Below are 20,533 nucleotides of genomic sequence, written 5' to 3'. Positions count from 1 at the left end.
CTCGGATGACTTTTTAGGTTTTACACTATTATCGTCTCAGAGTTTGTAAACAAAAGGCAGTAAATTCGCTATTTGAAAGAAATCAGACATGTGATCGCACTGTCTCATCTACTGATACATATTCCTTCTTTTCTGTATCAGAGCACGGCATCATTTGCGATAATATTTTCATATTGTATGTTAATATCCTCATATAATTTTATGATATCTGACATTAAAATCTAAATTGACAGAAAGGATCTCATTGCTGAATAGTCCATATCGCCCTGTATATTATCCCTAATTTAACCCGAAAACAATACAAATTTAGTGAGCACTGTTGTTATTGTTAAAAATTATAGCACAAACACGATTTATTGTCAAGTGTATTTTTTTAATATGTTTGTAGGTTAATTTTTTGATATATATTGCAAATCGACAAGGCATAAATTGTGATTTTCAGCCCCGATTACTTCGATAATGACAGACCGAAGTAATATATACTATTTTATATAATATTAAGAAGCCTACGAATCATCCGCTGATTAACATATCCTATAATGTTCAGCTGCCGCCTGAGCTTAACTGTCAAATTAAGTGTTCTGAATCAAACTCAAAATAATGTATATACCAAATCCGCAATTTTTGACTAGTATTTTTTTAAATCAGCAATATTAAATATTTAATTTTTTGTGGAAACTATTGCAATTTGCCCCAAAACGTGATATATTATAGTATGGAGTTTACATGGTATGTTATGTCTGTAGATTAATTAAATTATTTCAGATAAAGATAATTTAAGCATCACAGACGCAAAAGCTCTGAAGGGATGAATGAAAATGAAGATGAGAAAGAAAGTATCAAAAACAATGTCAGCCGTAATAGCAGCTATCATAGCTACCTCGGCTGTCGCACCATCTGTTACTTATCCTGTAACAGCAGCAGGCGGAAACGCTCAGGTGTACGAATTTGAAAACGGCAAGACCTCCGGCGGAAAGATCTTTTCCAACGGCACTGAGGGTCTTAAACGCGGCGGAGATTGGAGCGATGCTACCGACCTCTCGAATTTCTCGGGAAAAGGTTTCTCCTATCTCGATCAGAAAGGTACTACCGTCAGCGTTGAAGTCGAAGCACCTGAAAAGGGGCTTTATCAGCTGACTTTCTGCTACTGCCAGCCAAGTGACAGAAACAGAAAAGTTCAGTATCTCAACGTAAACGGTGTCAATCAGGGAGAACTGACATTTCCGTACAATGAATCTTTCAGTGAAGTTTCAGGCGGTATAGTTCTGCTGAACAAGGGAAAGAATACCGTTGAGCTGGAAGGCTACTGGGGCTATACATATTTTGACTACTTAAAGGTAGAGCCTGCCCCCGAGCATATCGCTAACCTTTCACCGACCACCGAGCTTTCAAACCCGAATGCTTCGGAGTCCACAAAGCGTCTTTACAGCTATCTGCGCGATCAGTACGGCAAGCACATAATCGCGGGTCAGCAGGAGTACTGCGGCTCACACAACTATAATTCATGGAACAGTCCCGATGTTTTCATCAAGGACAACGAAGCAGAATTCGAGTATATCCTCGAAAAGACAGGCAAACAGCCTGCGATACGCGGAATCGACCTGCTGGCATACTGCACTTCCTCCACTTGGAGAGACGATGCACCCGAGCGTGCAATCGAATGGACAAACAAGTATCACGGCATAGTTACCATGACATGGCACTGGAATGTTCCCAGCGAAAAAGGTGGCAAGGATATAGCTTTCTATGTTAAATCCGCAAGTGATAAATATACAACTTTCAGCATAACCAAAGCCCTTGAAGAAGGCACATGGGAAAATGAAGTTCTCATGGCTGATATCAAGCTTATCGCGGGCGAGCTGAAAAAGCTCAAGGACGCTGACGTTCCTGTTCTGTGGAGACCTCTCCACGAAGCTGAGGGTGCTTGGTTCTGGTGGGGCGCAGAGGGTGCAGAGCCCTGTAAAAAGCTCTATCGCCTGCTTTATGACCAGCTTACAAATGTATACGGTCTGGACAACCTTATCTGGATATGGACTGGTTCGACTTCACCTGCTGCATCGGAATGGTATCCCGGTGATGATGTGGTTGATATCGTTGGCTGCGACAAATACAATGCCAAGGACGGTCTGCCGAACCTCAGTGCTATCTCGGCAACATTCTACAGCCTTGTACAGAGCACTGACGGTCAGAAAATGGTTACCATGTCAGAGAACGATTCCATACCGTCTATAGAAAATCTTACCAATGAAAGGGCAGGCTGGCTCTACTTCTGCCCATGGTACATGAACTATCTCACCAGCGAGCAGAACAATCCCGTGGATAATCTTATCGATGTTTATACAAGCGAATATTGTATAACTCTCGATGAACTTCCCGACCTGAAAACTTATCCGATCACTGAAAGCACAAACACAAAGTCTAAGGTGCTTTACGGTGATGCAAACTGCGACGGCAAGGTTGATATATCCGATGCTGTACTTGTAAAGCAGTATCTCGCTGCGCCCAAAAAGTATCCAATATCTGCACAAGGTCTGGATAATGCAGATGTAAACAACAGAGGAAACGGACTTACCGACCTTGATGCCCTTGAGATACAGAAGTACGCAGCAGGTATCATAAGCTCATTCAAAGTCTGATATTTAACAGCAAAACAAAAGCAGAGATCCTTCTTTTGGGACAGTGCTGTTAATTCAGAATATAAAATCTTTTGAGGAGGAGAATATCATGAAGTTAAGAAACAGGCTGCTGGCAGCAGCAGCAAGTGCGACTCTCGTACTGAGCCAGGCGGCAGTTTTTGCCCCTGCTGTTCATGCGGCTGACGAACTCAAAGACGCTATTGCCAATTCTTCAGGCGTCAAGTACGACTTCGCAAGAGCATTGCAGTATTCAATGTATTTCTACGATGCTAATATGTGCGGCGATGACGTTGAAGGAAACAACCGCTTTGAATGGAGAGGAAACTGTCATACCTATGACACACAGGTGCCCCTTCATCCTATTGACAACTGGGAGGGCGTAAACCTCACCGAAGCTCAGATCAAGAAGTACAAGAGTCTCCTTGATCCCGACGGCGACGGCTATGTTGATGTTGCAGGCGGTTTCCACGATGCAGGTGACCACGTAGAATTCGGTATGCCCGAGAACTATTCCGCTTCAACAGTGGGCTGGGGATATTACGAGTTCCGTGATTCCTACGTAAAGATCGGTGAGCAGGATCACATCGAAACAATACTCCGTCATTTCAATGACTACCTTATGAAGTGTACATTCCTTGACAAGAACGGTAATGTAGTACTTCACTGCTATCAGGTTGGCGACGGTGATATTGATCACCAGTACTGGAACTCACCTGAAATGGACGAAATGGGCAGAGCCGCTTTCTTCCTGACACCCGAGAAGCCTCAGACAGATTACGCTGCTTCCGCAGCTGCTTCGCTGGCTATAAACTATCTGAACTTCAAGGATACAGACAAAACATATGCTCAGAAGAGCCTTAAATATGCAAAGGCACTTTTCAAGTTCGCTATGGATAATCCCAAGGAGCTTTCCGATAACGGCGACGGTCCTAAGGGTTATTATCAGTCAAGCAAGTGGCAGGACGATTACTGCTGGGCTGCTGCTTGGCTTTACAAGATAACAGGCGACCATATGTATCTTGAAGAGATCTATCCCTATTATGACTACTATGCAGCTCCCTGCTACGTTCACTGCTGGAATGACGTATGGGGCGGCGTACAGTGCATACTCGGTGAGATCTGCAGAGATACACCTTACAATAAGGGCGAGTACGTTTATCCCGATTTCATAGAAGAATTCAAAAAAGCTGCAAACAAGAGCCCCTATGAGCAGATGAACTGCTGGGAGTCTGTTGAAAAGGCACTGAACACCTATATGACAGGCGGTATAGGTGAGATAACACCTCAGGGCTACTGGTGGCTCAATACATGGGGCAGCGCACGTTACAATACTGCTGCTCAGCTGGAAGCTCTCGTTTACACCAAGTACAACGGAGACAAGCCCAACAAGTACAGCGACTGGGCAAAGGGACAGATGGAATACCTCATGGGTAACAATGATATTACTTACCTGGAGCGTATCAAAGCAAACGAAGAGGCTAAGAAGAACGGTGAGCCTGAACCCTGGAGCGAAGACGAACTCCACGGCAGCAGATGTTTCATCGTTGGCTACAATGAGAATTCTGTTGAGTATCCTCACCACAGAGCAAGCTCAGGTCTTACCAAGTGCGAAGATCCCGATCCCCAGAGATATGTTCTCTTCGGTGCACTTGCAGGCGGTCCCGATAACAAGGATGCTCACAACGATGTGACAAGTGACTGGACATACAACGAAGTTACCATCGACTACAACGCAGCATTCGTAGGCGCAAGCGCAGGTCTTTACAAGTACTACGGAACCTCTAAAATGGCTCCTACAAAGAACTTCCCTCCCAAGCCTACATTCTCTGGCGCGAACGGCGGTTCAACAAGCAACGAATGCTGGGTAACTGCCTGCGGTATCGATGACCTCAACGCTAACGGCGCAGGCGTGACCAAGGTTTCCCTTTATGTAATGACAGCTTCCACCAAGAAGGTAGAAGATCTTTCTGTACGTTACTATTTCAGCACAAAGGGAATGGCAGATCCTAATAATGTAAAGGTCTCCGAGCTCTACGACCAGGCTTCTACCGAGGCTGCTCCAGCTAACGGAACAATAAGCGGTCCGTATAAGTATGACAAGATGAAAGATATGTACTATGCCGAGATCAAGTGGAGCGATTACAATATCGCAAACTCCGGCAAGAAGTATCAGTTCACTGTTGGTCTGTACTACGGCGACTCATGGGATCCTACCGATGACCCCAGCTACAAGGATCTCAAGATCTACAAGGAAGATGACGCATTCTTTGCAACAGGTACAGAAGTAAAGACTGAGAATATCTGCGTATACAGCGGAGATAAGCTGGTAGGCGGTGTCGAGCCTGACGGCACAAAGCCCGTATTTGATGAGCCTAATGACACTACAGCAGAGCCTACCGTTACCTGCAAATCCACCACTGCTTCTTCTGCTTCCATCAGCTGGAACAGTGTTGACGGTGTTTCAAAGTACGGCGTATTCGGTTACACCAACGGCAAGTGGTCAAAGATCGCTGAAACAGCAAGCACTTCCTACAACTTCAGCGGTCTGAAAGCAAGCACAAGCTATAAGGTTGCTGTTCTTGCAAATAAGAACGGAAGCTACAGCGGAGATTTCTCAAAGGCTATAACCTTTACAACAAAGGCAAACAGCAGTTCTACAACTGATCCTATGAAGATCAAGGTAGAATACAACACACAGTATCACCAGATCAGATTCAGCTGGTCATCTGTTAAAGGCGCTACCAACTACGGCATCGCTGTTTATCTGGCTGGCAAGTGGAGAGTTCAGACAGCTAAGATACCTGCATCTACTCTCAGCTACATGACACCCAAGAACCTGACACCCGGAATGACATACAAGGTTGCTATCGCAGCTAAGGTCAACGGTGAATGGACATCAACGGATGCCATCAAGAACGCTGTAACAGTTACTGTAAAGTAATATAATGATCATTAACGGCAGTTTCTTTGGAAGCTGCCGTTTTTGTGATTTACAAAATTTTAAGCCTGTCCCATCAGACAGGCTCTTTTCATAGTCAAAAAAATAAAAAAATATCCGTCCCAAACGGAACGGATATTATCTGTGCAAAATAATTACTCAGCCTGAGGAGCACCAACAGGGCAAGTACCTGCGCAAGCACCGCAATCCAGGCAAGCAGATGCGTCGATAACGCACTTGCCGTCAGCCTCGGAAATAGCGCCAACAGGACATTCAGCAGCGCAAGCGCCGCAACCGATGCAATCGTCATTGATCTTATAAGCCATAGTAGATTAACCTCCTTATAGTCCTTAAAGAGATACTTACCGCGAACACGGTTCGTTCTCTCCGTATTCTATAATAGCACATTTTCACGAATAGTCAAGGGATTTTATGAAAATTTAATGAAATATTAATAAACGATTAGTCATAACTAATCAATTCAATAGTTAGTCTGCTATTATATCATTCTTATCATTGCGCAACTGCCCGCGAAAGCTAAAAATACTCAGTAAATACGTAGTATTTTAGATAAATGATGTGAATTACAAACTCAATAAAACCTATATATCCCGTTGGATTTTAAGCATATACATCACGTAAAAGTTAGCTATGGTTAACATTTTATTCATACAAAAAGGTGCTCCCTAACAAGGAAGCACCTGTAAACTATATGCTTATCCTGAAAAAAAACTCTAAAATGAACCACATAGGCAAACTCAGCACAAAGCTTAGAATATTAGCAACGATCGCATAGCGTGCGCCTTTCCCTTTAGGAGTGAGAAGCTTGGAATAAACACAACCCTCAATGATCGTTATTATGATCTCAGCAGCAAATATCCCGCCATATATCAACATATGGAGCGGTAAAAGGGATATCACTACATAAAGCAACAGCTGGGTGCAAAGGTTTGTTTTGAAAATCACAGCAAAGTTATGTCCCTCTTTGCCCTCGAACTCAAAACAACGAAATATCATGCCCTCAATTAAAAGCGTAGCAATAAATGTGATCAAAAATCTTTCCAATTGCTTAGCAAGTATAGCGGTCTTTCTCTCTCTCAGCTTACCTGTTTTGGCATCAAAAGTTGTAACAGCGTTAAAAGCTTTGCGGGTAATCTCATTTGATACGATAACCTTGCCGCTTTCGGTCACTATTATCACTTTGAAAGTTTTCGGAACATCCATGTAGCTAAACTCATACTTACGCGAACTTTTTGATTGAGTTAATTCCCGAAAATGACCGCCACGCCTCGGATACCAACCATCTTCTGTATTGTTTATTATGACCCTCATCAGTTCCGCATCTTTTCCAGAATATTGTTCATTTACCTCTTGCAGCCGATCTTCTTTTTTCCTAAGGGTCCCCGGCACAAGCAAATTAATGTAATAATCTTCATCGGGAGCATTTTTCACTGTAAGTTCAATGCTCGGTTTAGGACCCATATCAGCGTATACAGGCATAGCTGTCACAGTGATAAAGATAAGCACAGCGATCAGTGCGAATAACCTTTTTTTCATGTTAATAGACCTCTTTTCAAGATATGTTATTCTACTGATACACTACACTATACGGTCTATTGAGGTGGTATGGTACGGGATAACGCTATTTTATTATCAGAACTTTGCAAGCTCCTCTGCGGCAAGCAGTCTGTAACCTGCATCGGTCAGCGCTTCGATGGCATTTTCGTTGCTGTCAACACGCAGGATAAGGCAGGCTGTGACCTCGGATGGGTTCAGGAATGCTGAATACATATACTCAACACTGATGTTAGCCTTGTAAAGTGTCTTCATGATAGAAGCCATTCCGCCGGGCTTGTCCTCAGCGGTAACTGCGATGACATTTGTTACCTTTACCAGGTAATCAGCCTCTTTCAGGCATTCGATAGCCTTGTCGGTATCGTCAACGATAAGTCTGAGGATACCGAAATCACTGCTGTCAGCAGTGGTTATAGCACGAATATTGATATTGCCGTCTTTGAGGGTATGTGTAACGTCCGACAGTCTGCCGGGCTTGTTTTCAACAAATATAGATAACTGCTTTATAGTCATTGTTCTAACCTTCTTTCTTGTTTATCGTTTTTTTTGATAGTCTTTTTTATGATGCTCCGTTCTTTTAATAGTAAACAACAACGCCGTGAAATCACATCAGAGTTGTTCTCTCCGTAATAGTTTTGTATCAGTTCTGCGGCTGCTTGCCGCTCACATAATATATACGTTTCGGAGAGTGATATTTTTTGATGTGATTTTTTACAAATATACGGAGCGTTAGATGTGAGGATTGCACAAGATCTGCAAGCTGTTTATAGATTATTTAAATCGTCTTTATCAAGCTTCTCCATCTCTTTTAACAACCTGCGGTTATCAGCTTTTCTCTTAGTTACCATTTCAACTGTAGATGCTGTAAGACCTATAAAAGTGCCTAAAAATATCACAACTAAAGCAGGAAAATTTACAGGATCAAAGTCAGTGATCCTATAATTGGTCGCAGAGTAAAGATCAGTGTTTCCCAGAATTGCGGAATTGACCACCCAACAGACCATGGATATAATCACAGCAAGGAAAGCGGATACTCTGATGCCTTTCGCGCCTTTTCCAAGAATATCTTTGCGCATCAGAAAGAACAGTATCGCATACACTGCCGCCCCTATACCTAAGATCATTCAATCGTCTCCTTAATTTCTCTTTCTATTGGTCGGCAGTGAAAAGCACCCACAGACCGTGTTCAGCGGCATATCTCCAGAAGCTGAGACTGTCACGGAGGTATTCCAGCGTGTACTCGTAGTCTTCTTCATCTTTGTCTTCGTACTCATCGGCAGGAATAGCGAAATATCTGCGCCTTATGTCGCTGTCTTCAAGACCCTGCAAAGCTTCGTATACTTTCTTAACTTCATCCGGAGTTTTTGTCGTGATGATGTAGTCGTCATGGTCTTCATCGAAATAAAGCACATCGCCGCCAAGTACTGCCTTTGCAAGAGGTTCTTCACCGCCGAAGGAGAGCGTGCCATCCGTCAGCAGACGGTGCATAGCATCCCAGGACTTGTCGAGTTCATAAGTGCGCTCGGGATATTCCTCAAAATACTCCTCTTCCAGTTCCTCGGATATATATTCGGGGCGTTCTTCAAGAGGCATATCTTCCAGCTTTTTCACAACATCTTCGGGAACTGCAAAAAGCACACCTAAACAACTCATACCAGTTTCCTCTTATCGATAACTCTGACAGCCTTACCCTCGGAACGTGGTATGCTCTTGGGCTCAACAAGGCTGATCTTAGCCTTGATACCGAGTATCTGCACGATATCAGCGCTGAGCTTCTTTTCAAGTTCGGATACGGACTTGATGGTATCGCCGATCATTTCGTCAGTAAGCTCGACCTTGATCTCAAATGTATCAACGTTGCCCACACGGTCAACAACTATCTGGTAGTTAGGCTGTGCCTTGAAGTCCTTCAGCAGAACTGTCTCGATCTGAGACGGGAATACATTTACGCCCTTGATGATCAGCATATCGTCACTTCTGCCCATAGGTTTGCACATCTTGATGAGCGTTCTTCCGCAGGAGCACTTTTTACGGTTAAGTATGCAGATATCTCTTGTGCGGTATCTCAGCAGAGGGAAAGCTTCCTTGGTGATGCTTGTGAATACCAGCTCACCCTTTTCACCCTCGGGAAGAACTTCGCCTGTCTCAGGGTTGATGATCTCGGCAATGAAGTTATCCTCGTTTATGTGCATACCGGTCTGCTCTTCACACTCAAAAGCCACACCTGGACCTGAAGTTTCGGTAAGACCATAGATGTCATAAGCCTTGATGCCCAGACTAGCCTCGATCTGCTTGCGCATTTCCTCTGTCCAGGGCTCAGCACCGAATATACCTGCTTTCAGGCAGATATCATCGGGAGTAAGACCCATTTCCTGAAGAGTCTCGCCGATGTATGCGGCATAGGAAGGTGTGCAGCAGAGTATAGTGGATTTAAGATCCTGCATGAACTGTATCTGTCTTTCAGTATTGCCTGAAGATACAGGCAGAGTCAGACATCCAACCTTGTGAGAACCGCCGTGAAGTCCCAGACCGCCTGTGAACAGGCCATAGCCGTAAGCAACGTGAACAACGTCCTCCTTGGTACCGCCTGCCGCTGTGATAGCTCTTGCAACGCACTCGTCCCAGATATCAACGTCCTTCTGGGTATAGAAAGCGATAGCTCTTTTACCTGTTGTACCGCTGGTAGCGTGGATACGTACACATTCCGACTTCGGCACAGCCAGCAGACCATCAGGGTAATTGTCTCTCAGGTCAGCCTTAGAGATGAAAGGCAGCTTGTGCAGATCATCAATGCTCTTGATATCGTCGGGGGTTACACCCTTCTCTTCCATCAGGTGACGATAGTAAGGAACATTATCCCATACGTGCCTGACCTGCTTAACAAGCCTCTCACTCTGGAGAGCCTTCATTTTATCGAGTTCCATAGTCTCGATCTCTTTGTTCCAATAGATCTTTTCAGCCATTGGCGATCAACTCCTTTTTATTATTTTAGTATCTCCCATTATGGAAGTACATTAATTTCCAGATATTTTCCTTTAATCATATGCCATTTTAAATGACTAAATCGAAAAATCTTAAACAGCCGCCCTCCCCAAAAGAGAGAGCGCTGTCATTTTCAATGTTATCAGACTGCTGCTCTGCCCAGAGCAAAAGCCTTCTTGTTAAGTTCAAGGAACTTGGCGGGAACGCAGTTTTCCAGCGCTGCCTGCCATACGTCCTCAGAGAAGTCCATTTTCATGGACACAACGCCCATAAGAACAACGTTTGAAGCCTTAGCAGTACCAGCCTGCTCAGCCAGTGTAAGAGCGTCAACGTCAACGACGCTTATACCCTGAGCTTTCAGCTTGCCGATGATATCATCGGGATAAACAGCTGTGCCGTTGATAACGGGCATGGGGTCTATCTGCTGGGTGGAAGTAACGATATGACCACCCTTTTTGAGGTACTGAACATATCTTGCAGCTTCCAGCTGTTCAAAGCTGATGATGATATCAGCCTCGCCCTTTTCAACAACAGGCGAATAAACCTTATCGCCGTACTTAACATAAGTAACTACCGAGCCGCCGCGCTGGCTCATACCGTGAACCTCGCTGACCTTAACGTCAAAGCCCTGCGAAAGCAGCACGTTGCCCAGTATCCTTGAAGCCAGCAGCGAACCCTGTCCGCCAACGCCGACTATCATAACAGACTTAGTTTCCATTTATTACAACTCCTTATCATTAACGTAAATTATCTCGATATCGCCATCAACGTGGCCGATACCGACTCCGCGTGAAGCAAGCAGAATATCACTGTGCTTCCCTTCGTTAAGGTATTTCTTCACGAAAGCCGCAAATACGCCCTGAACAAATTCAAAGCCCTTTTCTTCGTCCTCCGTGAAATCGATACGGAAGATATCTTCATCTGAATCCCAGACCATAAAGCAAGCCCAGTCTCCTGTTTCATCTTCAGGATCAAACCTGTCACAGGCTGCCAACTGTATACCGTATACCAGACCTTCCATAGCCTCGTCATAAAGGTTGAAGTTGAAAGCAATGGCATCTTCAGGCATCTCATTATTATCAAGCAGAGAATCCAGCCATTCAGCGAAATTTTTGTACACTTCCGGTACGATATAAATATCTGGTGTCATATAATGCTCATCTCCGAACAGTATCAGTTATCAATAACTCCCAGCTTCATCAGCGCCAGGAAGCCACCTCCAAGCGTTATAAGATAGCCAATGAAAAGTTCCTTATAGAATGAACCTCTTTCACCCAGTTTTTTGAGAAGCTTGGGGAGGATCTTGTAACACTCTGAAACTGATATTCCGGTCTCTTTCCAAAGTGCTATAGACCAGTTCAGCCTTGTTGCTATGTATACCGATATTACGATTATAACAGCCGATATAATAAGTCCTGTCTTGCTCATGCCCTTTCCCAGCAGATAATACCCGCCGAAAGAACCGAGAAAGATAGCGATACCACCTATAAAAGCGATTCTGCCCAGCAGACCAAAAAGACACCAAATACCGACACCAAGTGCTGCACCTATCAAAGCGCCAATAATACCGGTTATTTTATTATCATCATTATCAAAATCCATATCTGTTCACCAACTATTATTCTTCAGCGCCCTTGATAGCACCCAGCTTGCACATTTCGGTGCAGATGCCGCAACCTACGCACTGTGTATGGTCGATCTTCATCTTGCCGTCGTGTATCGAGATAGCAGGACAGCCGATCTTCAGGCACTGCTTGCAGCCTACACACTTATCCTGATCACAGTGAAGTGCAGGCTTGTGCTTAACGTATTTCAGCAGAGCGCAGGGTCTTCTGGAAATTATAACGGAAGGTTCTTCCTTAGCAAGCTCTTCCTTGATAACAGCCTCTGTTTCAGCCATATGATAGGGGTCAACAACGCGAACGCTCTTGATGCCGATAGCGTGGCAGAGTTCTTCAAGATTTACAGCCGCAGCAGGGTCGCCCTTGAGGTTCTTGCCTGTTGTGGGGTTCTGCTGATGACCTGTCATACCAGTGATGGAGTTATCCAGTATGATAACAGTAGAATTTGTGGCGTTGTAAGCTATGTTTACAAGACCTGTCATACCGCTGTGCATGAATGTGGAGTCACCGATAACAGCAACAGACTTCTTCTCAGCATCAGCACCCAGTGCCTTGTTGTAGCCGTGCAGTGCGGAAATAGATGCGCCCATGCATATTGTGGAATCCATTGCACACAGAGGAGCGGTTGCACCCAGTGTATAGCATCCGATATCGCCCGATACGGTTACTTTCAGCTTGCTAAGGCAGTAGAACAGACCTCTGTGAGGGCAGCCTGCGCACATTACGGGAGGTCTTACGGGAACAGTGTCCTCGAATGTATCAAACTCGGGCTTGATACCCAGAACCTTATCTCTGATGATGACCTGATTTATCTCACCCAGCCAGCCGAAAAGCTCCTTGCCCTGACAGGCAACACCATTCTTCTTGCAGTGTGTTTCGATAACATCATCAAGTTCTTCGATAACGATGATCTTCTTGCACTTTGCAGCGAAATCCTTGATGATATTTACAGGCATGGGGTTAACGATACCCAGTTTCAGGTAGCTTACCTTGTCGCCCAGAGCTTCCTTAGCGTACTGATAGCAGATACCAGCAGTGATAACGCCTATCTCTGTGTCATTGTACTCAACTGTGTTGAGAGGGCAGTTCTCGCCGTACTCAGCGATAGCTCTCATTCTGTCCTCAACTACGGGGTGTCTGCGGATAGCGTTGCCTGGCATCATAACGTACTTGGCAGCGTTCTTCTCGTAAGGGATAGCTTCTCTCTCTTCCCTGTCGCAGAGTTCAACCGCAGACTGGGAGTGTGCTACTCTTGTAGACATTCTCACGATAACGGGAACATCGAACTTTTCGGAAAGCTCGAAAGCTATCTTGGTATATTCCTTGCACTCGGCAGAATCCGAGGGCTCGATCATCATAGTCTTTGAAGCCGCAGCGTGGTGACGGGAATCCTGCTCATTCTGAGAGGAGTGCATACCGGGGTCATCAGCAACAGCGATGACCATACCGCCAGTAACACCTGTATAACCTGCAGTATAAAGCGGATCGGCAGCAACGTTGAGACCAACGTGCTTCATTCCGCAGAAGCTTCTAACGCCTGCGATGGAAGCGCCCAGTGCTACCTCCATAGCGACCTTCTCATTGGGTGCCCACTCAGCATATATCTCCTCATACTTAGCGGCAGCCTCGGTTATCTCGGTAGAGGGTGTGCCGGGGTAAGACGAAACGACTTTACAGCCCGCCTCGTACAGACCTCTTGCAAATGCCTCATTACCAAGCATCAGTTTTTTCATAGCCATCTTTCCTTTCATGCAGGACTGCTTTTAACAGCCTTCATTGATAGTAGTTTTTCACAAACACGTGATACATTATAAATACATAAAACGATTATACCACATTTCGCCCGAAATTGCAATAGGTATAAAATAACTTTTATACCAATAGTCAAATAATGCCCATCAAGGCACAAAAAAGCGGCGCATATAATGCACCGCTGAGCTGTTTTAATTATCTAACCGTAATTTTTGAATTGTATTCTCATAATATGACCTTATCAGAACACTAAATCGTCAGCCGAGACAGTAAGATCAAACTGTATTTCATTCGGGTCATAGTCTTGTGGCATGGAATCGTTCTGCGCCATAAGCTTTACATGGATATAGGCCGTTGACCAGCCTTCTTCTTCTTCACGGATCGTAAAACTTACAGGAATAACCATACTTTCTCCGGCTTCGAGAATCATACAGTGACCTACATCAGCCCAGGCGAATGACCAATCTTCAGGGGTAAGATCAGTTTCTGCCCACAGTTTAGGCTGAAAATCAAAAGTTGGTAACCTCTTGTCAGTGTTATTCGTAACAGTAACATCTATCGCCACTGTGTTTTTATCAGTAAAATAGATGTCAAAGCTTTCGCTTATCTTTCCATCCGAGGATATAACACTGTGGTCGGAATCACGAATAAGGCATGGAGTATCGGGATCGATAACTTGCGAAGAATCAGTATCTCCGGAGTTTGCACTGCATCCTGACAAAAGCAGGCATACAGAGGTTAATAATATAAGGATTTTCATAAATATCACCTTTCTGATTATAATACTATTATTATAATATAAACTCAGGAAAATGTCAAATAATTAAAGAAAAATACTTGCAAAAACAGGTTTGATATAGTATAATTAAAATGATAGTCGTCAAGAAGACGGCAAAGGGTAACGGATATGGAGCAATACGGAGGATATCAGCATGAAAACTCTTTCAATGGGCAAGATATACACCAGAGAAAATATGGAAAAACAGCTTCACCGCTACGGAAGCGCTGCTGTTGAATTCAAAAAGTATTTTGGCGTAAAACCGAAGTTCTTTTTCAGCGCCCCTGGCAGAACTGAAGTCGGTGGAAATCACACCGACCACAACCTGGGATGTGTTCTTGCCGCAGGAGTTTCACTTGATATCATCGCGGCGGTGATACCTACTGATGACGGCTATATCACCGTAAAATCTGAGGGCTTCCCTACCGATGTTGTCGATATCTTCGACACTGAGCCCCGCGACAACGAAAAGAACACTTCCTCCGCACTGATACGCGGCGTGGTGGACGGCTTTAAGAAGAATGGTCATAACCTTGGCGGTTTCAAAGCATACATGACATCTGATGTTCTTCAGGGTTCGGGACTTTCATCCTCGGCGGCTTATGAGGTCATCATCGGAACGATACTCAACGGTCTTTACAACGAGGGAAAAATCAACGATGTTGAGATAGCAAAGATCGCTCAGTATGCCGAGAATGTTCACTTCGGCAAGCCCTCGGGGCTGATGGATCAGATGGCTTCCTCCGTGGGCGGTCTTATAACAATTGATTTCAAGGACAAGGACGCTCCGCTGGTACAGTGCGTGAACTACGATTTTTCTGAAAGCGGCCACAAGCTCTGTATTGTTGATACAAAGGGCAGTCACGCTGACCTTACTCCAGAATATGCGGCTATTCCCCCTGAGATGAAAAGCATCGCTGAGCATTTCGGCAAAACGGTGCTTCGCGACATAACAAGGGACGATGTGATGGAGAATATCATCACGCTGAGAGAAAAATACGGCGACAGAGCTGTGCTTAGGGCACTGCATTTCTTCGACGAGAACGAGAGAGTCGCCAAGCAGGAAGAAGCCCTTGAAAAAGGCAGATTCAGCGAATTTCTCAGGCTGGTAAACGATAGCGGAGATTCATCTCTGGCATATCTGCAAAACATATTTGCGGCTGTGAACGTCCGCGAGCAGGGGCTGACTATGGCGCTGTATCTCGCAAAAAAGATACTTGGCGGCGAAGGTGCCTGCAGAGTTCACGGCGGCGGTTTCGCAGGAACTATACAGGCATTCGTGCCAAATAACAAGCTTGAAGAATTCAAAGCCGAGATGGACAGAGTATTCGGCGATGGCGCCTGCCATATGCTGACTATTCGTGATTGCGGCGGAACAAGGGTGCTGTTTGAAGTATGAGTAAAAGCAATAAAAAAGCAATAAATGAGATAAAAGAGATATTCGGCGACCATGTGGCATCGGGTAAACCCTGCCTTAAAATGGTGGGCTGCGGCGAAATAATGATAAACGAACTGCCTTTCTCTTTCAGTATGCAGAATATCGGTGCCGCTTCAGATGCAGGCATATGCGTGACTATTTCGGGCGAGGCAGTTAACGATGGCATCGTTCGCTTTACGGATTTCACTTTCGTGAAGACCGTGAACGGAAAAGCAGTTCCCGAAAGGTATGATTTTCCACTGGTGAAAAAGGCTGACGGCAAAATGATATATCAGGCAAAATTCACCGATGTCAAGCTGCCCGAATATGACCCAAGCGTGGCTTCCACAAAGGAAGAGTTACTGAATGTTCTCTCTACCCAGCTGACTTTCCGTGTAACTCCCCTTTATGAGGGCGAAGGTCTGCCTGAGATAATGCTGTCTGTATATCCCTTCGGCGACCCGCTGACAGGTTCTGCAACCGAATGGAAACGAGTAACTTCCGACCAGGATTATTTCCTGCACAAGATGAAAAAAGGCAGAAGGACTTCTGTTTTCAAAAAAAGAAGATAGAAAACCAAGTACATTTTATTGTACAGTAAGGAGAAGTATTATATATGAGAATGAGAAGAAAAAGCAACCTCGAAGAAAGACTTGCTGCCTGCGGCGACAAGATACTCTATCTTGACAGAGATGTGCTCGATTTTTCCGTAAAAGACGACCGCGACCTGCTGGATATCGCTTCTATCTTCGGAAACGATAATCCCGTTGAACTTGAGATAGGCTGCGGAAAAGGTCAGTTCATATGCGAACTGGCAAAGCGTCAGCCAAATGTGAACCATCTTGCGGTGGAAGTCAGCTCTAACGTAATCGTCGATGCCGCCGAGGCTGTGATGGCTCAGGGTATTGAAAATGTCCGCTTCATGAGGGGCAACGCGAGATACCTCGACTGCTTTATCCCCGCAGGGCTGATAAAGCGCATATACCTTAATTTCAGTTGCCCCTACCCCAAAAACACCTACGCAAACCATAGGCTTACTCACGGAGAGTTCCTTGAGATATACAAGCGTCTGCTCGCAGAGGGTGGGGAGATACACCAGAAGACCGATAATATGCACTTTTTCGAGTTCTCCATCGAACAGTTCTCTGAAAACGGCTATGGTCTGAAAAACATTTCTCTCGACCTGCACAACAGCGGATTTGAGGGCAATATCGTTACCGAGTACGAAAAACGCTTCTCGGATATGGGTATGCCGATATACAGACTTGAAGCATATTTAAGAAAATAAATTTGCAAAAATAAGTACCGCACTTCTCGTGATGAGGGGTGCGGTATTTTAGTTGTTATGGATATTTTATATCAGTGACATACTTCCACGGGATATCCTCACTCTGCCATACACCGTTTTCCGATATGCGAAAAGCAAAGCCGTCTGCGGACATTTTTGCTGTATCGATAACAAGGATAACAGGCTTTCCGTGGCGTTTACCCACTTTCACAGCAGTATCAATATCCTTTGACAGATGCACAAACTGTCTTGACATTTTAAGAATGCCTTTTTCCTTTATGCTGTCAAGAAAAGCCACGGAAGTCCCGTGATAAAGCACATCCGGCGGCGGCGCTATTTTCATGTCGATGTGGACATCGATACTGTGCCCCTGATTTGCCCTTATCTTTGTTTTATCCTCATTAAAGGAATACCGCTTCTTGTTGTTTTCGCGGACAATACGCTCAAGGGTCTCCATATCCAGCTTTCTGCCCGTATTGCAGACGCCGCGTATCAGTTCGCCAACATCCGCCCAGCCATCGCTGTCAAGTTCTAACCCAGCAGCAGATGGGTCGTGCCTTAGCACCAGACTGATGAACCTGCCAAGAGATACACCATCATTTTTTATTGCCGACATATCGGTCCTCTCCTTTCGTTTTCAGCTGAAATATCTGTATTTCTGAGTATTATAGCACATTTCATATAGATTGTAAAGTATCATTTATCCGTACGAAGAGCACTATATCAATGTGCAAAACGATATTGATTTTTCGTGCCCCAAAAATTTATTATTGTTTTTCGATAAAAAAGTATTGACAAACGCATTCAGATGTGTTATAATACAATCAAGCTCAGGGGACGCCCGGGCAGAAAAAGATTTGGAGGTCATTACCATGGTAAATGAATTAACAGGCTGGTCAGAAATGAAATCGCTGAAACTTTCGAGGCTTCTTGTGGTGGGAATGTTTTTCCTGCTGGTCGTGCTGATGTTCACATCGCACATAATCGCTGAATGGTTCAGCGTGATATCCGTCGGGGACGGCGTGATCAAAACCAACCTTGCCGCCGCAGTCACTGCGATGATATGCATATGCGACGTTTTCGCACTTATCGCAGTAGCCGCACTTCATAAACTTCTTACAAACATCTCAAAGGACGAAGTTTTTATTCCGCAGAATGTCCTCTGCCTCAGGATAATATCCTGGTGCTGTATTTTTGCAGGACTAACGTTGGTATTATTCAGCCTGTGGAGATTCGAATTTCTCTTCGCTGCTTTTTTCGCAATGTTCCTTGGACTTGTGCTACGCGTCGTGAAGAACGTACTGGAAAAAGCAGTTGAACTGAAATCGGAAATCGACTTCACGATATGAGGAGGCGGGATCATGGCTATAATCGTTAACCTCGATGTGATGATGGCAAAGCGTAAAATATCATCTAACGAACTTGCTGAAAAAGTCGGTATTACCGCGGCGAATCTGTCTATCCTCAAGACAGGAAAAGCAAAAGCTGTACGTTTTTCCACCCTCGATAAGATATGTGAGGTGCTGGAATGCCAGCCGGGAGATATCCTGGAATTTAGGAAATAAAAGTACAGTTTACAGGACACAAAAGAAAGAAGAACAACAAACGGACATATATAGATATACGTAAAAATACAAGCCGCTTCGGCATCAACGAGATCTGGAGGAACAGAAATGGACATCAATAACCCAATAAACGGGCAGGACAACGCCCCTCAGTCCGATGTAAAGACAATTCCAATGACTTTGGGACAATATCCCTCGATTGTACAAAAAGAGCAGATTGAATTCACAAAAGGCGAGAAGACCCTTGCTTTAACAGTATTTGCCATCGCATACGGCGTTGTGCAGTTCGCCATATGGAACACATCGGGATTTTTCACAACAGGTATCTCCCTGCTTTTAATCGCCGTTATCATCGGCTATCTGAAAAAAACGGGACACAAATTCATGATCTCCCACAAACTTTGGACCGCAGTGATGATAGCTTTTTCCACAGTTTTCTCGCTGACAGCCAACAGCTTCATCAAGACTCTTGATATGGTATTTCTGCTGCTCGCAGGTACGTATCTGGTGTACGGCGTATGTTCAGGGAAAGGCCTCTTCGGCAGATTCTCGGCATTCGAACTTCTTAAAAGCTCTATAGAGAACCCTATATGCCATTCGGGAAAAGAGTTCTCAGCTGTCAAAAGTTCGATCAACGTGAAAGACTCGGGCGCTAAGATCAAAGCCATCATTGGCGGACTTATTCTTGCTGTCCCGCTTACTTTGATCGTCGGAGGACTGCTGATGTCTGCTGACGCGGGTGTTGAATCCATTCTCCTGAGACTTACAGGCACAGTAGCTGTATATAACTTTTTCGAGGTTATCTGGAAGATCGTTCTTGCCACACCCATAGCAACATATTTATTCGGTGTGTTGTACTCACACACTCACCCCGAGAAGATAAATGCACTAAATGAAGAAAACTGCACATCTTTTATCCGCAAGCTTCGCTTTGTATCCAACACCGCCGTGTATACTTCGGTAACACCGATCTGCCTGCTTTATGTGCTGTTCTTCATTTCACAGGCTAATTATTTCCTCTCTGCTTTTTCAAACATACTTCCTGCTGATTACAGCTATGCAGAGTACGCAAGACGCGGATTCTTTGAGCTTTTCGCCATAGAACTTATAAATGCAGGCGTAATATTCGCCATCAACTTTTTCTCAAAAAAAGCAGGTGAAGAAAAGCCCCGCGCACTTAAATTCTACACTTTGATGATATCGATTTTCACTCTTCTCATAACAGCAACAGCAATAAGCAAGATGGTGCTTTATATCCAGAATTACGGTCTTACCCAGCTTCGCGTTTACACCACATGGTTCATGGTGCTGACTGCAATGATATTCGTGTACGTGATAATCAGGCAGTTCAAAACTAACTTCCCTTTCATGCGTTCAGCCGCCGTAACTTTCACCCTGATGTTCGGACTTCTGTGCTTCTCACGTCCCGATGCAGTCATTGCAAGATACAACATGGAATACTGCTCCGAGCAGCTCACATTCACAGATATCAAAGAAATGTGCGACCTTTCATCTGACGCTTCAGCAGTCATCACCGAAGACCAGTACAAGCAGCTTATAGAAGACAAATACATGAATGACAATTCCCATAAAGAATATTTATATAACAATCGTACCACAGGTGAAGAATACATACGTAATCGCGTCAGCAATATGCTTGATAAATCGGTATATAACTACTTCAATATTTCGGCTATAAAGCTGAAAGGACAGATATCGCAGTGAGCATGATATTTACCCTTTATGCGATGGCTTTCATGATCATCATTCCTGCTTCATTCTCTTATCGTTATTACCCAGAATGATCCACCAAAAAAGACCTGCGCTGATACACAGAGCGTTGATAACCCGATCGATACACGATCACATTCGATAATATATAAAAAAGAGGCTGTTGCAACCGCAGCACCCTCGAACCATATCCGAACATCAGAGTAAAAAAACATATTAACTGGTGAAATAAGCTGTTTCAGAGCGCAC

At 44.5% G+C, this 20,533-nt stretch carries 21 protein-coding genes; 8 read left to right on the top strand and 13 right to left on the bottom strand.

Annotated elements, in window-relative coordinates:
• Window positions 1-824: 824 nt before the first annotated feature.
• Together BM265_RS15820 and BM265_RS15815 are read left to right on the top strand one after the other, a co-directional pair.
• Window positions 825-2,636 carry a glycosyl hydrolase gene (locus tag BM265_RS15820; protein WP_074962981.1) on the top strand — a complete coding sequence of 604 codons (1,812 nt, stop codon included), beginning with the start codon at window positions 825-827 and terminating at the stop codon, window positions 2,634-2,636.
• Window positions 2,637-2,724: 88 nt separating this feature from the next.
• Window positions 2,725-5,577, top strand: a complete 2,853-nt coding sequence (locus BM265_RS15815; RefSeq protein ID WP_242940870.1) for a glycoside hydrolase family 9 protein — start codon at window positions 2,725-2,727, stop codon at window positions 5,575-5,577.
• A gap of 152 nt (window positions 5,578-5,729) precedes the next feature.
• Here BM265_RS15815 and BM265_RS15810 read toward each other — a convergent pair whose 3' ends face one another.
• From BM265_RS15810 to BM265_RS15760, 11 genes are all read right to left on the bottom strand, one after another.
• Window positions 5,730-5,900, bottom strand: coding sequence for a DUF362 domain-containing protein (locus BM265_RS15810; protein ID WP_074962969.1), 171 nt, complete (start codon window positions 5,898-5,900; stop codon window positions 5,730-5,732).
• A gap of 382 nt (window positions 5,901-6,282) precedes the next feature.
• Complete coding sequence (locus BM265_RS15805) at window positions 6,283-7,131, bottom strand: hypothetical protein (protein ID WP_074962968.1); 849 nt, start codon at window positions 7,129-7,131, stop codon at window positions 6,283-6,285.
• Between the two features lie 96 nt (window positions 7,132-7,227).
• Window positions 7,228-7,662, bottom strand: a complete 435-nt coding sequence (locus tag BM265_RS15800; RefSeq protein WP_074962967.1) for an ACT domain-containing protein — start codon at window positions 7,660-7,662, stop codon at window positions 7,228-7,230.
• A 251-nt stretch (window positions 7,663-7,913) separates the two neighbouring features.
• Window positions 7,914-8,273 (bottom strand): hypothetical protein, encoded by a 360-nt coding sequence (locus BM265_RS15795; protein ID WP_074962966.1) that lies wholly within the window; start codon window positions 8,271-8,273, stop codon window positions 7,914-7,916.
• Between the two features lie 25 nt (window positions 8,274-8,298).
• On the bottom strand, window positions 8,299-8,802 hold the full coding sequence (locus tag BM265_RS15790) for a DUF1877 family protein (protein ID WP_074962965.1): 504 nt from the start codon (window positions 8,800-8,802) through the stop codon (window positions 8,299-8,301).
• Window positions 8,799-10,112 carry a phenylacetate--CoA ligase family protein gene (locus BM265_RS15785; protein ID WP_074835211.1) on the bottom strand — a complete coding sequence of 438 codons (1,314 nt, stop codon included), beginning with the start codon at window positions 10,110-10,112 and terminating at the stop codon, window positions 8,799-8,801. The genes BM265_RS15790 and BM265_RS15785 overlap by 4 nt, the downstream gene beginning before the upstream one ends.
• A 161-nt stretch (window positions 10,113-10,273) precedes the next feature.
• A complete protein-coding gene (locus tag BM265_RS15780) occupies window positions 10,274-10,849 on the bottom strand; it encodes an indolepyruvate oxidoreductase subunit beta (protein ID WP_074962964.1) in 576 nt (191 codons plus the stop codon).
• Between the two features lie 3 nt (window positions 10,850-10,852).
• Window positions 10,853-11,281: a hypothetical protein gene (locus tag BM265_RS15775; RefSeq protein ID WP_074962963.1), complete on the bottom strand. Its 429-nt coding sequence runs from the start codon at window positions 11,279-11,281 to the stop codon at window positions 10,853-10,855.
• Between the two features lie 23 nt (window positions 11,282-11,304).
• Complete coding sequence (locus BM265_RS15770) at window positions 11,305-11,733, bottom strand: hypothetical protein (protein WP_074962962.1); 429 nt, start codon at window positions 11,731-11,733, stop codon at window positions 11,305-11,307.
• Between the two features lie 16 nt (window positions 11,734-11,749).
• Window positions 11,750-13,486, bottom strand: a complete 1,737-nt coding sequence (gene iorA, locus BM265_RS15765) for an indolepyruvate ferredoxin oxidoreductase subunit alpha (RefSeq protein ID WP_074962980.1) — start codon at window positions 13,484-13,486, stop codon at window positions 11,750-11,752.
• Between the two features lie 260 nt (window positions 13,487-13,746).
• Window positions 13,747-14,265 carry a putative periplasmic lipoprotein gene (locus tag BM265_RS15760; RefSeq protein WP_074962961.1) on the bottom strand — a complete coding sequence of 173 codons (519 nt, stop codon included), beginning with the start codon at window positions 14,263-14,265 and terminating at the stop codon, window positions 13,747-13,749.
• A gap of 172 nt (window positions 14,266-14,437) precedes the next feature.
• Here BM265_RS15760 and BM265_RS15755 point away from each other — a divergent pair, with 172 nt between their 5' ends.
• Genes BM265_RS15755 through trmB form a run of 3 tightly spaced genes read left to right on the top strand, consistent with a single transcriptional unit; the run spans window position 14,438 to window position 16,988 of the window.
• On the top strand, window positions 14,438-15,682 hold the full coding sequence (locus BM265_RS15755; RefSeq protein ID WP_177219618.1) for a galactokinase: 1,245 nt from the start codon (window positions 14,438-14,440) through the stop codon (window positions 15,680-15,682).
• Window positions 15,679-16,272: a hypothetical protein gene (locus BM265_RS15750; protein ID WP_074962959.1), complete on the top strand. Its 594-nt coding sequence runs from the start codon at window positions 15,679-15,681 to the stop codon at window positions 16,270-16,272. Before BM265_RS15755 ends, BM265_RS15750 begins: the two co-directional genes overlap by 4 nt.
• A 44-nt stretch (window positions 16,273-16,316) precedes the next feature.
• Entirely contained in the window at window positions 16,317-16,988 is a 672-nt protein-coding gene (gene trmB / locus BM265_RS15745) for a tRNA (guanosine(46)-N7)-methyltransferase TrmB (RefSeq protein ID WP_074962958.1), read from the top strand.
• A 55-nt stretch (window positions 16,989-17,043) separates the two neighbouring features.
• Here trmB and BM265_RS15740 read toward each other — a convergent pair whose 3' ends face one another.
• A complete protein-coding gene (locus BM265_RS15740; protein ID WP_074962957.1) occupies window positions 17,044-17,604 on the bottom strand; it encodes an RNA 2'-phosphotransferase in 561 nt (186 codons plus the stop codon).
• Window positions 17,605-17,860: 256 nt separating this feature from the next.
• On the opposite strand from BM265_RS15740, the gene BM265_RS15735 reads away from it, so the two are divergent.
• The 3 genes from BM265_RS15735 (at window position 17,861) to BM265_RS15725 (ending at window position 20,278) form a co-directional block, all read left to right on the top strand.
• The gene (locus tag BM265_RS15735; protein ID WP_074962956.1) at window positions 17,861-18,337 is read left to right on the top strand and encodes a DUF2975 domain-containing protein; all 477 of its coding nucleotides are present in this window, start codon (window positions 17,861-17,863) and stop codon (window positions 18,335-18,337) included.
• Window positions 18,338-18,349: 12 nt separating this feature from the next.
• Entirely contained in the window at window positions 18,350-18,553 is a 204-nt protein-coding gene (locus BM265_RS15730) for a helix-turn-helix domain-containing protein (RefSeq protein WP_074835186.1), read from the top strand.
• A 108-nt stretch (window positions 18,554-18,661) separates the two neighbouring features.
• Complete coding sequence (locus tag BM265_RS15725; protein WP_074962955.1) at window positions 18,662-20,278, top strand: DUF4153 domain-containing protein; 1,617 nt, start codon at window positions 18,662-18,664, stop codon at window positions 20,276-20,278.
• Between the two features lie 50 nt (window positions 20,279-20,328).
• Here the strand turns inward: BM265_RS15725 and BM265_RS20420 are convergent.
• Window positions 20,329-20,533: hypothetical protein (locus BM265_RS20420; protein WP_207646994.1), on the bottom strand; the 205-nt coding region annotated here is incomplete at its 5' end.

Origin of the sequence: Hominimerdicola alba (genome assembly GCF_900112155.1) — a bacterium.
Classification (GTDB): Bacteria; Bacillota; Clostridia; order Oscillospirales; family Ruminococcaceae; genus Hominimerdicola; species Hominimerdicola alba_D.
Note: the sequence above shows the minus strand (reverse complement) of the source record. Positions and strands in the feature narration are given on the sequence as shown.

Excerpts from the sequence above, each read along its gene's own strand:
- BM265_RS15800 (WP_074962967.1), bottom strand. The coding sequence starts at position 7,662 with ATGACTATAAAGCAGTTATCTATATTTGTTGAAAACAAGCCCGGCAGA.
- BM265_RS15735 (WP_074962956.1), top strand. The coding sequence starts at position 17,861 with ATGGTAAATGAATTAACAGGCTGGTCAGAAATGAAATCGCTGAAACTT.
- BM265_RS15760 (WP_074962961.1), bottom strand. The coding sequence starts at position 14,265 with ATGAAAATCCTTATATTATTAACCTCTGTATGCCTGCTTTTGTCAGGA.
- BM265_RS15790 (WP_074962965.1), bottom strand. The coding sequence starts at position 8,802 with ATGAGTTGTTTAGGTGTGCTTTTTGCAGTTCCCGAAGATGTTGTGAAA.
- BM265_RS15820 (WP_074962981.1), top strand. The coding sequence starts at position 825 with ATGAGAAAGAAAGTATCAAAAACAATGTCAGCCGTAATAGCAGCTATC.
- BM265_RS15775 (WP_074962963.1), bottom strand. The coding sequence starts at position 11,281 with ATGACACCAGATATTTATATCGTACCGGAAGTGTACAAAAATTTCGCT.
- BM265_RS15730 (WP_074835186.1), top strand. The coding sequence starts at position 18,350 with ATGGCTATAATCGTTAACCTCGATGTGATGATGGCAAAGCGTAAAATA.
- BM265_RS15740 (WP_074962957.1), bottom strand. The coding sequence starts at position 17,604 with ATGTCGGCAATAAAAAATGATGGTGTATCTCTTGGCAGGTTCATCAGT.
- BM265_RS15810 (WP_074962969.1), bottom strand. The coding sequence starts at position 5,900 with ATGGCTTATAAGATCAATGACGATTGCATCGGTTGCGGCGCTTGCGCT.
- BM265_RS15795 (WP_074962966.1), bottom strand. The coding sequence starts at position 8,273 with ATGATCTTAGGTATAGGGGCGGCAGTGTATGCGATACTGTTCTTTCTG.
- BM265_RS15805 (WP_074962968.1), bottom strand. The coding sequence starts at position 7,131 with ATGAAAAAAAGGTTATTCGCACTGATCGCTGTGCTTATCTTTATCACT.
- BM265_RS15725 (WP_074962955.1), top strand. The coding sequence starts at position 18,662 with ATGGACATCAATAACCCAATAAACGGGCAGGACAACGCCCCTCAGTCC.
- BM265_RS15785 (WP_074835211.1), bottom strand. The coding sequence starts at position 10,112 with ATGGCTGAAAAGATCTATTGGAACAAAGAGATCGAGACTATGGAACTC.
- BM265_RS15780 (WP_074962964.1), bottom strand. The coding sequence starts at position 10,849 with ATGGAAACTAAGTCTGTTATGATAGTCGGCGTTGGCGGACAGGGTTCG.
- trmB (WP_074962958.1), top strand. The coding sequence starts at position 16,317 with ATGAGAATGAGAAGAAAAAGCAACCTCGAAGAAAGACTTGCTGCCTGC.
- BM265_RS15755 (WP_177219618.1), top strand. The coding sequence starts at position 14,438 with ATGAAAACTCTTTCAATGGGCAAGATATACACCAGAGAAAATATGGAA.
- BM265_RS15770 (WP_074962962.1), bottom strand. The coding sequence starts at position 11,733 with ATGGATTTTGATAATGATGATAATAAAATAACCGGTATTATTGGCGCT.
- BM265_RS15815 (WP_242940870.1), top strand. The coding sequence starts at position 2,725 with ATGAAGTTAAGAAACAGGCTGCTGGCAGCAGCAGCAAGTGCGACTCTC.
- BM265_RS15750 (WP_074962959.1), top strand. The coding sequence starts at position 15,679 with ATGAGTAAAAGCAATAAAAAAGCAATAAATGAGATAAAAGAGATATTC.
- iorA (WP_074962980.1), bottom strand. The coding sequence starts at position 13,486 with ATGAAAAAACTGATGCTTGGTAATGAGGCATTTGCAAGAGGTCTGTAC.